Source organism: Spirillospora albida (assembly GCF_000718255.1).
Lineage (GTDB): Bacteria > Actinomycetota > Actinomycetes > Streptosporangiales > Streptosporangiaceae > Spirillospora > Spirillospora albida.
In genome coordinates, this window is sequence record NZ_JOFJ01000005.1 from 128,911 (window position 1) to 140,382 (window position 11,472).

Below are 11,472 nucleotides of genomic sequence, written 5' to 3' on the forward strand. Positions count from 1 at the left end.
GAGCACGTTGCCGCGACACCGGACTGGGAGGGTGTCGGCGCAGGTCGCACGGATGGCCGGCCCGGGAGCGCAGCGGTGATTCCAGGCCGTCCGACCTGCCCCACACATCGACGGTGCGGCAGGAGATCGACCACTCAGCGCAGGTAGTTCGACCTGAAGGCGATGGCGATCAAGTGGGCCCGGTTCCGCGCTTCGAGCTTGCGGAACATGCTCGCCGTATGATGCTTGACCGTGCGCGGGGAGATACAGAGCCGGCGGCCGATCTCGGAATAATCCATGCCATTGGCGATCTGTATCAGCACTTCCAACTCACGGACGGTCAACTCCGTGGGATCTGAAGAATCGTGGAGCAATGTTCCCCCGTTGATCACCCGCGGTCGCGCACCTGCGGATCATCGCGCTCGCACCTGTCCGCGGCCGCGTCGCCGGACTGCCGGAGCAGACGGATCCTGGTCTCCATGATCGAAGCCATCTGAGACCTGCAGTCCTCCAGGAAGAAATGCCCGCCCGGAAACTCGATGAACTCCGGCGGATCTCCGGCATAGAGTTTCCACCCGTCCATGTCCGCTCGGTCGTCGAGGCCCTTCATGAGGACGAGCGGGCACCGCAGCCGTTCAATGCCCGTCTCCTCGTAGGTAGCGAGCATTTGCAAATCCGCGGAGATGATGGGCGAGAAGTACTTCATGAACTCCGCATCGCGCAGATTCTCCTCGCCGATCCCGCCATAGTGCCGCAGGATCTCGTTCAGCCCTTCTTCGTCGTCGAGCATGGCGGCCCGCTTGAATCTGCTTTCATTGGGCGCGGCCGAGGCGGAACCGAAGAACACCATGGGCGGATTGTCCAGGCGCCGCTGGCAGAGCTTGGCAACCTCGTATCCGACGATGGCGCCCATGCTGTGGCCCCAGATCGCGTACGGCCCTCGGAACGTTCCGATAAAAGCAGCGAAAACGTCCTCCGCCAGCGACGGCAGCGACGCCGGCATGGGAACGTTCATCCGCTGCTCCCGAAACGGGTACTGAACGATGCGGAAGTCGATGGCGTCCCCGAATTCGTAGCGCCACTTGCCGTAGTACATCTTTCCCGCACCCGCGTGCGGAAAGCAGACGATCGGGGTCCTCGCTACATCCCCCACCAGTTCCCCTTTCTGGGGTCATGAGCCACCGATAGGCGGACAGCAGATCTCCCCCGCTCCCCCGATCGCCGCCAGGCTCCATCATCTGCGGATCTCCCGTCGGTCAGATAATCGACGGCCCGCCAACGCTAGTCAATAGAACCGCAGACGACCGGCCCCACCTCACGCTCGGTGACACGGGTCATACATCGCAGGGCGCTCCCTTGGCGCGGTTCTTCGAATACCCGGTGCCGGCTTGTTCAATATGGCTGAACATCAGGCCCGGGTCGCCTTCCCGCCGAGCACGGCGAATCGAGCCCCAATGCGCCGAGCGTCTGTGGCGTGTTCAACTGCGGAGGTTCCGCAGTTGAACATCTGCCGCACGTCTCTCCGAACGCCTAGGCCGACGAATCCCGGCGCCGCTGCGTGCTCGCACGGTCCTGGGTCTGCAGGTCGCGCGCGAACGCCTGCCAGGTCTCGGCGTAGTACAGGGCCATCTCGGCCACGATCGGCACGAGATGCGGTGGTATCGCCGTGGCGATCCGGGAGCGTTCCGACGCGACCGCCTCCTGCACCCGGAACCAGCGGAGCAGCTCCCTGCCGACATCGGTGAGCCGCAGCGACGGGTCCTTCTGCACGATCTGCAACCCCGCCCGGTTGTTCCCCCGCTTGCGCCGCTGCACCCCCTGAGTGATGCTCGACGCCCCGTCCACGGGTTCCCGCGACCCGCCGTGAGCCGGGCGTTCGGCCGAGCCCTCCCCTCGGTTCAGCCGCTCGCGGACGGCATGCGCCGTTCCCAGCGAGACTCCGGCGACCTTGGCGATCTGCCGGAGCGGCGCGCTCGGGTCGGCGGCGATGGCCTCGGCGGCCAGCCTCCGTCCTTCCGCGCCGTTCACGGGACGGCGCCGGCCGTCACTCCCGATCCGCACCTCGTCCCGCCGGGGCGCGGCGCCCGTGCGCCGCCGGATCACGCCGATCGTCCTGGCCGTCAACCCGGTGCTCTTGGCGATCGCCCGATCCGACATCTCGGGCATGGTCGCGACGATGCGCGCCGCGGCGGCCCGCCTGTCGTCCAGGGACAGCGGCAGCCCATGCTTGATGTTGGTCTCGACCGCACGGACGAAGGCCTCCTTCTCGCTGCCCTCGAAGAACTCGACCTCGATGAACCGCTGCCCCTTCAGCTTGGCGGCATGGAGCCGGTGCATCCCGTCGATGACCCGCAGCGTTTCCCGGTGCACCAGTATGGGCGGCATCTTGTCGTCGGTCTCGACGAGCGCCCGCGTGTGCCCCTCGACCTCCCCGGCGAGTCTGGGCGAGTCCGCGGGAAGCAGTGAATCGACTTCGATGAGGTTCGGTTTTCCGGCCGTCTCGATGGCGACGGCCGGCACATGAGAGGAGTCCTCTTGCACCGCCACCAGTCCCTGCACGATCCTCTGGACAAAGAAAAACGATCAAGCTACCGCTTGCGCTGACTCCGATCAGGAACATCCGGCGAACCGGACGATTGGATTTGATGGTGTCCAGAGCGCCGTGTCCGGTGGATCATGAAGCGATCCAGGATCGGCGAGGAGCGTGGACCGGACCTCATCCTTTACCACGAACAGTCTTTCGCGCCGGCGGTGATTCCTCCGCTCGGAGACCCGTCCCGGCCGATTATCCATGACGCCCGCACCCCAGTGGGAGCAACCTTCCGGGTGCACGGGCGCCCCTTCCCTCGAAGCGTACACGGGTAGCTTCGGCAGACCGTTCGCCTTGCTGGACCCACTGGTTCATGGAGACAGCCTCAGCGATTCGACTTCTTACGGAGCAGACTCCATTTCAATTAGAACACTGTCAAGCGTCGCACAGATCGGTGACCGAAATGGGTCACAGACTCACATTCTGTGATCACGCACGGGCGTCAATGCATGCGCCGGCATCTCTCACGCCGCCGGCGTTTCCCGGATGTTGAGACGCGGGTCCCCGGTCACGCCATCACGTCGACAGAGGATTTCCCGAGGTCAGTCCGTGTGCCGGCCGGCCTCAAGGCAGGTCGGCATCCACCTGACGAACCTTGTGTGAACAGCGGGAACACCGGCGAGACGAGACTGCGAACAACCTTCGGCCCAGAAGACCGAGAGAGGGTCGACACGAACGGGAACTGCTCACCGCGGGTTCTGAGCAGGGCAGGACGGGCTTCGCAGCGGACGACCCTGCACATGAGTGAAAATTCAATTTCCAAACCGAATGTCCAATGACAGCCGAGGACAACCCGGGTGATCACAAGGACCCGCCTTCTACTGGCTGCGGACGAGCCCGTGAACCTGGCGGCGCGCCTCTCGGGATCGCGGTGCGCTTTCACATGGACTTGCCGATGAATGCGGGGCCTGTCGAGGACTTGACAATCCGAGCCGGAACCGATGTTCGTGCCTATCGACGGACCGAGCGCATGTGCCGGGCAGATGTTGCCGATGAACAAACGCATGGCGGCCGGGAGACATGACGCGGCCGCCCTGCCGACGAAGCGGCCGGAGGACGCGTTTGTGGAACCCTTCGATGTTCTCCAAGATCGCGTTGCGAGTTCGACGCGGATCGCCGGCATATCGACGTGCGCGCCCGTCGCATCACCGGGCGCCTCGCCCACGTCCTGCGGGTTCGCTGCCGGCCCGGCACGGCCACCCGGCCGTCGCCGACGCCTTCTGCGCGGCGGTCAGCGCAGGCGGCGGAGGTAGGGGTCCCAGGTCCGGCGCGGGGCCAGGCGGACGCGGGCGTCCACGGCCACGACGCCGTCCGGGCGGACGATGGTGGGGTTGAGGTCGAGTTCGGCGATCTCGGCGTGGTCGGCGGCCAGCCTGGACAGCCGGAGCAGCGCGTCGCGCAGGGCGGGCAGGTCGCCGGGCGGGCGGCCGGGATGCCCGAGGAGCAGCGGCGCCAGGCGGAGCTGCCGGACCATCTCGTCGGCCTCCCCGCCGGTCACCGGCGCGAGGCGGGCGGCGCGGTCGGCCAGGGCGTCGGTGTCGACGCCGCCCGCGCCGACGACCACCACCGCCCCGAAGATGTCCTCCTGGACGGCTCCGCAGAGGACCTCGACGCCCTCGGCCGCCATGCGCTGGACGACCACGCCCCGCAGCCGGTCGCCGAACCGGTCGGACAGCCGCCGGTAGGCACCGCGCACCTCCTCGTCCGCGCGCAGGTTCAGGTGGACGGCCCCGCCCGCCGCCTTGTGCACGACGCCCGGGACGTCGGCCTTGAGCGCCACCGGGCCGCCCAGGTCCGCGGCCGCGCGGACGGCGTCCTCCTCGCCCTCCGCCCACCTCCACGGGACGAGCGGCAGCCCGTAGCCCTCCAGCAGGTGGAAGGTGTCGGCGGGCGGCAGCCAGCCGCCTTCGGGGTTCCCGGCCAGGAAGCGCCCGATGATGCCCGCCGCCGCCTCCGGCCGGACGTCCGCGAGGACGGGCGGCGCCTCGGGCGCCTCGGCCCGGCGGCACGCGTAGGCCCACGCGTGGGCGAGGGACCGCGCGGCGTTCTCGGGGTAGGCGTAGGACGGCACGCCGTGCCGGGTGATCGTGACGGTCTCCGGCTGGCCGAGCAGGACCGCCGCGACCGGCTTCGCGGCGTTCGCCACGTCGACCTCCAGATCGGCCAGCGCGGTGGGAGCGATCACCGCGAGCACGGCGTCGACGCCGTCGTCTCCCATGACCGTGTCGATGGCGCGCCGGAACACGTCCGGGCGGACCGCGGCGGTGGTGTCGACGGGGTTGCCGATCGCCGCGCCGTGCGGCAGCAGGCGCCGCAGGCTCTGCCGGACGCCCTCGCCGAGCACCGGGACGGTGAGGCCCGCGTCGGCGCAGGCGTCGGCGGCCAGGACCCCCGCTCCCCCGGCGTTGGAGACCACGGCGACCCGGGCGCCCCGGGGAAGGGGCCGGCGGGCGAGCATCGCGGCGGCGTCGACCAGCTCGCCGAGGTCGTCGGTGGCGACGATCCCCGCCTGCCGGAACAAAGCCCGCCGGGTGAGCTCGGGCGTCGCGGCGGCGGCGGTGTGCGAGGCGGCCGCCCGGGTTCCCGGCGCGGACCGTCCCGCCAGCACGGTCAGCAGCGGCATCCGCGCGGCGACCCGACGGGCCGTCCGGGCGAACTTGCGCGGGTTGCCGAACGACTCCACGTGCAGGATCCCCAGGCGGGTCGTCTCGTCGGACTCCCACCACATGAGCATGTCGTTGGCGCTCACGTCGTACTTGTCGCCCACGGAGGCGAACGACGACACCCCGATGCCGAGGCGCGACAGCTGTGCGAGCAGGGCGATGCCGACGCCTCCGGACTGCACCACGACGCCCGCCTCGCCCGGCGCGGGCGGGGCGGCGGCGAACGTGGCGTCGAGCCCGATCCCGGTGTCGGCGATGCCCAGGCAGTTGGGCCCGACCAGGCGCATGCCGTGCTCGCGGCAGACGGCCAGGAGGTCGCGGCCCTGCTCGGCGGTCAGACCGGAGGAGATGACCACGACCGCGGACGTTCCGCACCGGCCGCAGTCGGCGGCCGCCTCCACCACGGCGGCGGCGGGGACCGTGATGACCGCGACGTCGGGCGGCTCGGGCAGATCGGCCGGGGCGGCCACGCACGGCACGCCGTGCAGGGTGCGCCCGGCGGCGTGCGGGTTCACCGCGTGGACGGCGCCTTCGTACCCGCCGGCCAGGATGTTCGCCAGGATCGCGGCCCCCACGGTCGCGTCCCGGCGGCTCACGCCGACCACCGCGATGGAGCGCGGCCGCAGCAGCGGGACCAGGCTGGCCACGTCCGCGCGGCGCTCCCGCTCGGCGACCGCGTCGAGGTAGCCCTCGTCCGGGCCGAGCGGCATGGTCACCTCGACCACGCCTCCCGACACGGTGCGCCGGGCCGGCATGCCGACGCCCTTGAACACGCCCAGCATCGCGCTGTTGTCGGCGAGCGTGTCCGCGCGGAACGTCACGATGCCGTTCTCGCGGGCCAGCGACCCGAGGTGCTCCAGCAGCAGGGTTCCGACGCCGCGGTGGTGCATCCGGTCGGCGACGGCCATCGCGACCTCCGCCTCCCCCGGCGTCCCGGCCGCGTCGTACTGCGCGACGCCGACGAGCTCGCCGTGCAGCCACGCGCCCAGCGCCGCGTGCCCCTCCTCGGGGTCCCGGCAGATCCGCTCGGCGAGACGGTCGCCGTACTTCCGGTTCACCCCGAAGAAGCGCAGGTACAGGCTCTCGTCCGACAGCTCCCGGTGCAGCGCGCAGACCGCCTCCCGGTCCGCCTCGGCCAACCGCCTGATCTCGACCTGGGCACCGTCGATGAGCAACGCGAACGCGCGCGCGCCGGAGACTCGTTCCGTCATGCTCCCAGCCTTCGCCCGCCGCCGACGGAGATCAGCGGCCGGAGGTCACCCGGGACCGGGACCTCCGGCCCCTCCCCGCGACGGCGGTGGATCCTCAGTCCTCTTCGGTCAGGACCTCCTCGACCGGACGGCGGACGCTCGTCAGGTTCTCGGTGTCGGGCACGCCGAACCGGAGCAGCAGCTGCGGATGCGCGTTGCCGCAGAAGTGGAGCCGGATGAACCCCCGCAGGTCCGGAATCTGCAGGGCCTGCGTGTTGTAGGCGGCGGCGAGGCCGTGCTCGGCCGCGCGCAGCAGGGACCGCTGCAGCGCCTGCCCCGCCCGCAGCCAGTCGGCCGGGGCGTCGCCGTCGGTGACCAGCAGCATCACCGTGCCGACCGAAGGCGAGTCGGAACCGTACGCGGCCTCGGGGTCCGGCGGCCCGATCCCCCAGCCGTGCCCGCGGGCGAAGTCCCGCGCGGAGAAGTCCGGCTCCGTGTGCGGGACCCTCTGCGGGTAGGCCCCCTGCTGCACGCCGTCCAGGCGGCGGCTGCCCGGGGCGGGCGCCCACCGGACGAGCTCCTCCTCGTATTCCGGGCTGGCGGCCTGGATGTGCTGGGCGGCGTTGTTCAGCGCGGCCAGCGCTCCCTGGACATGGGCGTCCGCGGCCAGGACGAGCCGGGCGCCCTCCTGCTCGGCCTCGTACCGGATCGCCGACAGGACGGGGGCCTGCACCGGGACGGGCCGGAACCCGCCCCGGTGGCTCCGGCGGTGCCGGATCTGCGCGTGCAGCCGGCGGGTGTACTCGTCCGGGGTCTCCCCCGGGCCGACCTCGACGTCGGCCAGCAGATGCGGCCGGTCCGGGTCGGGCAGGAGGTTCACCGCCGCCTCGTGGCCGAGGGCGCGCAGGGCGAGCCGGAGGTTGTAGAGGGCGGCTCCGCAGCTGATCAGCATCTCCCGGCCGTCGGGGTCGGCGACCGCGAGGCGGCGGTCGGCGTCGGCGCGCACGCTGATCCGCGCCTCGTGCACGCCGAAGCGCCAGGGCTGGGTGTTGTACACCGAGGGCGCCCAGACGGCGTCCGCCACGGCCTCGTGCAGATCCTTGAACACGTCCCGATCCGTTCGCATGATCGCTCTCCCGAATCCGCTTCCTTCAGCTCATCCCCCGCCGTGCGCTCCCGGCACGGGCCGAAGGTCCGGTCCACCTGGGGCGTTCGCCTCCGCTCTTCTCATGCCCCGATGCCGGGTCCGGAGACATGCGGACGGGGGGACGAACGTGACGCCTTCCGGCCGCCGGTGAGAACCTGTTGGACGGTGGGCCGGGAAACGGCTACGGCACGAGGGAGTGCGCCATGGACCGCTGGGTCCTGAGCTACGACGGGTACGACCCGGCGAACGAGGGCTTGAGAGAGGCCCTGTGCACGCTGGGCAACGGCTACTTCGCCTCCAGGGGCGCCGCTCCGGAGACGTCGGCGGACGGCGTCCACTACCCCGGCACGTACATCGCCGGCTGCTACGACCGGCTCGCCACGGAGATCTCCGGACGCGGCATCGACAACGCCGACCTGGTCAACATGCCGAACTGGCTGCCGCTGACGTTCCGCGCCGCGGGCGGCGAGTGGTTCCATCCGGACCACGCCCTGCACGCCGGAACGCTGTCGTCCTACCGGCAGGAGCTCGACCTCCGCCGCGGCGTCCTGACCCGGCTCCTGCGCTTCACCGACGGGCAGGGGCGGACCTTCCGCGTGGCGCAGCGCCGGATCGTGTCCATGGACGACCCGCACCTGGCCGCCCTGCAGACCACGATCACCCCCGAGAACTACACGGGCACCCTGGAGATCAGGTCGGCGCTCGACGGGCGGGTCGCCAACGCGGGCGTGGCGCGCTACCGGGCCCTGCCGGGACACCACCTCTCCTTCGCGGAGCCGTCCGCGCCGGACGACCCCGAGCTGCTCTTCCTGCGCGCGACGACCGTCTCCTCGAGGATCGGGGTCGCGACGGCGGTCCGGACCCGGGCGTCCGTGCCGGTCGGGCGCGTCCGGCACGTCGAGGACGACTGGACGGCGCAGGACCTCGCCGTCGAGGTGCGGGAGGGGACGCCGGTGACGGTCGAGAAGGTCGCCGCCGTCCACACGTCCCGCGACCACGCCATCGAGGAGTGCGGAGGGGCCGCCCGTGCCGCCGCCGCGCGCGCGCCGGACTTCGACGCGCTGCTGGAGCGGCACGCCATGTCCTGGACCCGGCTCTGGCGCCGCTGCCAGCTCGGCCTGGACCGGCCGGACGTCCAGCGCGTCCTCAACCTGCACATCTTCCATCTGCTGCAGACGGTGTCGGAGAACAGCGTCGACCTGGACGCCGGCGTGCCCGCCCGCGGCCTGCACGGGGAGGCCTACCGGGGCCACGTCTTCTGGGACGAGCTGTTCATCCTGCCGTTCCTGTCCATGCGGTTCCCGGAGATCGCCCGCGGGCTGCTGATGTACCGGTGGCGGCGGCTGCCCGCGGCGCGCCGCGCGGCGGCCGAGGGCGGGCACCGGGGGGCCATGTTCCCGTGGCAGAGCGCGGGAGACGGGCGCGAGGAGACCCAGAAGGTCCATCTCAATCCGCGTTCGGGCCGCTGGCTGGTGGACCACTCGCGGCTGCAGCGGCACGTCGGGTTGACCATCGCGCACAACGTGTGGCGGTTCTACGAGACGACGGGCGACGAGGACTTCCTCGCCGAGTACGGCGCGGAGCTGATCCTCGAGATCGCCCGGTTCTTCGCGGCCCTGGCCGTCTACGACCACTCCACCGACCGGTACGAGATCCGCGGCGTGATGGGGCCGGACGAATACCACGACGCCTATCCGGGCCGGGAGGAGCCCGGCCTCGACAACAACGCCTACACCAACGTCCTCACCTCGTGGGTTCTGCAGCGGGCGCTGGAGGCGCTCGCGCTGCTGCCCGAGGAGCGCCGCGCCGAGCTGCGCGAGCGCCTCGCGCTGACCCGCGAGGAGATCGCCGCCTTCGAGGACGTCGCCCGCAGGATGCACGTCCCGTTCCACGACGGCGTGATCAGCCAGTTCGAGGGCTACGCCGATCTGGAGGAGCTCGACTGGCAGGGCTACCGGGAGCGGTACGGCGACATCCGCAGGCTCGACCGCATCCTCGAGGCGGAGGGGGACACGCCCAACCGCTACAAGGTCTCCAAGCAGGCCGACGTCCTGATGCTGTTCTACGTGCTGTCACCGGACGAGCTGGACGACGTCCTGCGGCACCTGGGGTACGAGCACGGCCCCGGGCTCGCGGCCCGGACGATCGCGTACTACCTGCCGCGCACCTGCGACGGGTCGACGCTGAGCTCGCTCGTCCGCGCCTGGCTCCTGGCGCGCACGGACGGCGAGGAGGCATGGCGGCTCTTCCTGGAGACCCTCGCCGGCGACGTCACGGACGTCCAGCACGGCACCACGGCCGAAGGCGTCCATCTGGGTGCCATGGCCGGCACGGTCGATCTCGTGCAGCGCTGCTACGCGGGGCTCAGCACCCGCGGCGGATCGCTCCGGCTGGAGCCGAGGCTGCCCGCGGCGATCGGCGAGCTGCGCCTGGGGCTCCGGTACCGCGGCCACTGGGGCATCGACCTGAACCTCCACCAGGACCGCGTCCGAGTGACGCTCCGTCCCGGGGTCGCGTCGCCCGTGCACATCGTCTACGGGACGCAAGAGGTCGTCATCCAGCCGGGCGCGTCCTGGGAGAGCGCGCTGGAGCACGGCAGGACGCCCCCGCCCGGCTCGCCCGGCTGAAGCAGCCGCCCCGGAGGGATCATCCGTTGCCCAGGGCGGTGCCCGAGGGCGGCACGATCGCGACCGAGCAGGTGGCGTGGTGCAGCATCGCCGAGCTGGTCGCCCCGAGCGGCAGGGGGTCGAGGCCGCCGGTGCCGCGGTCCCCCACCACCAGCAGGTCGGCCCCCTCCGCCGCCGCCAGGAGCACCTCGCGGGGCCGGTCGAGCACGAGCGACACGTCCACGTCGACCTTCGGATGGAGGTCGCGCCAGGGGGCGACCACCCGCTCCAGCATGGCCGTCCGCGTCCGGGTGAGCCGCGCCCTGTCGCCGAACATGGGCAGCTCCGCCTCCGGCACGGCCTGCGGCTCCCAGGCCGCCCACACCACGCGCAGAGCGCATCCGCGCAGTTCCGCCTCCTCGATGCCGAAACCCAGCGCCGCGTCGGCGCGCGCGGAGCCGTCGACCCCCACCACGATCAGCCCGTTCCGGGCCGCCGCCCGCCGTACGACGACCACCGGACGGCGCGTGAGCGCCGGCAGCCGCACCGCCGTCGACCCGGGCTGGAGCCGCTCCCGCTCGTGCGACCCGACGACGATCAGCTCCGCGTCGCCGGACTCGCGCACCAGCGCCTCGGCGATCGGCTCGGGCCGCAGCCGCGTGTGAACCGTTCCCCGCGCGTCCATCTCTCGAGCGCGCCGCACACCGCACGCGAGGAGGTTCTCCCCCGCGCGCCGGACGATCGCCTCGACGGCGGCATCCACATGACCGGCCTGGTACGGCCAGTGCCAGCAATGGCACATCACCACCTCGAGCCCGCGCAGCCGCGCCTCCTCGACCGCCCAGCGGAGGGCGGGCTCGTTCTCCTCGGTCCCGTCGAAGCCGAACAGAATGTGCGGCCGCTGGACTCCCGCCTGACCACTCACGGGCCGGCCCCCTTTTGTTTTTCCGAAGCGAGGGGACCCCTTCCCTCGAATGGCGGTCTCAGCCCGGACTCGGGGCCATCCCTCGGTGCCCCTGGGCGCGGAGACGGTCGCGACGGGGCGGCCCGCGCGCAAATCGGAGACGCGGAGGGTCCCTTCGTCGTCCGGAGCCTCCCTCTTCGAAGCCAGGCCGGATTCCCGTGCCCGTCTGCGGCCGGAGGCCCCCAGCATCGGCCGTTCCCAGCCCGTCCGCCCCACCCGCGGAGCGGACGCGGGACCTTCGCCGGGAGAGTGCGGACCTCCGGCCGACTAATCTCCCCGGCGCGCTCGCCGACAGTGGAGGTGGCGCCCCCGCCCACCGGGGTCCGGGGGCCG

General features: G+C 71.6%; 7 protein-coding genes. 1 reads left to right on the top strand and 6 read right to left on the bottom strand.

Annotated features, from left to right (window positions below; translation table 11 throughout):
* Positions 1-134 precede the first annotated feature (134 nt).
* From IE99_RS0108605 to IE99_RS0108625, 5 genes are all read right to left on the bottom strand, one after another.
* Positions 135-371 carry a response regulator transcription factor gene (locus tag IE99_RS0108605; RefSeq protein WP_030166339.1) on the bottom strand — a complete coding sequence of 79 codons (237 nt, stop codon included), beginning with the start codon at positions 369-371 and terminating at the stop codon, positions 135-137.
* A complete protein-coding gene (locus IE99_RS0108610) occupies positions 368-1,132 on the bottom strand; it encodes a thioesterase II family protein (protein ID WP_281176512.1) in 765 nt (254 codons plus the stop codon). Before IE99_RS0108610 ends, IE99_RS0108605 begins: the two co-directional genes overlap by 4 nt.
* Positions 1,133-1,509: 377 nt before the next feature.
* Positions 1,510-2,526 (bottom strand): ParB/RepB/Spo0J family partition protein, encoded by a 1,017-nt coding sequence (locus IE99_RS0108615; RefSeq protein WP_169744407.1) that lies wholly within the window; start codon positions 2,524-2,526, stop codon positions 1,510-1,512.
* Between the two features lie 1,274 nt (positions 2,527-3,800).
* Positions 3,801-6,443, bottom strand: coding sequence for a bifunctional acetate--CoA ligase family protein/GNAT family N-acetyltransferase (locus IE99_RS0108620; RefSeq protein ID WP_030166353.1), 2,643 nt, complete (start codon positions 6,441-6,443; stop codon positions 3,801-3,803).
* A 94-nt stretch (positions 6,444-6,537) separates the two neighbouring features.
* Entirely contained in the window at positions 6,538-7,548 is a 1,011-nt protein-coding gene (locus tag IE99_RS0108625; protein WP_030166355.1) for an Acg family FMN-binding oxidoreductase, read from the bottom strand.
* Positions 7,549-7,772: 224 nt separating this feature from the next.
* Between IE99_RS0108625 and IE99_RS0108630 the strand changes: the two genes are divergently transcribed.
* Positions 7,773-10,196 (top strand): glycoside hydrolase family 65 protein, encoded by a 2,424-nt coding sequence (locus IE99_RS0108630; protein WP_051712290.1) that lies wholly within the window; start codon positions 7,773-7,775, stop codon positions 10,194-10,196.
* A 19-nt stretch (positions 10,197-10,215) separates the two neighbouring features.
* Here IE99_RS0108630 and IE99_RS0108635 read toward each other — a convergent pair whose 3' ends face one another.
* Positions 10,216-11,100, bottom strand: coding sequence for a universal stress protein (locus IE99_RS0108635; RefSeq protein ID WP_030166362.1), 885 nt, complete (start codon positions 11,098-11,100; stop codon positions 10,216-10,218).
* Between the last annotated feature and the right edge of the window lie 372 nt (positions 11,101-11,472).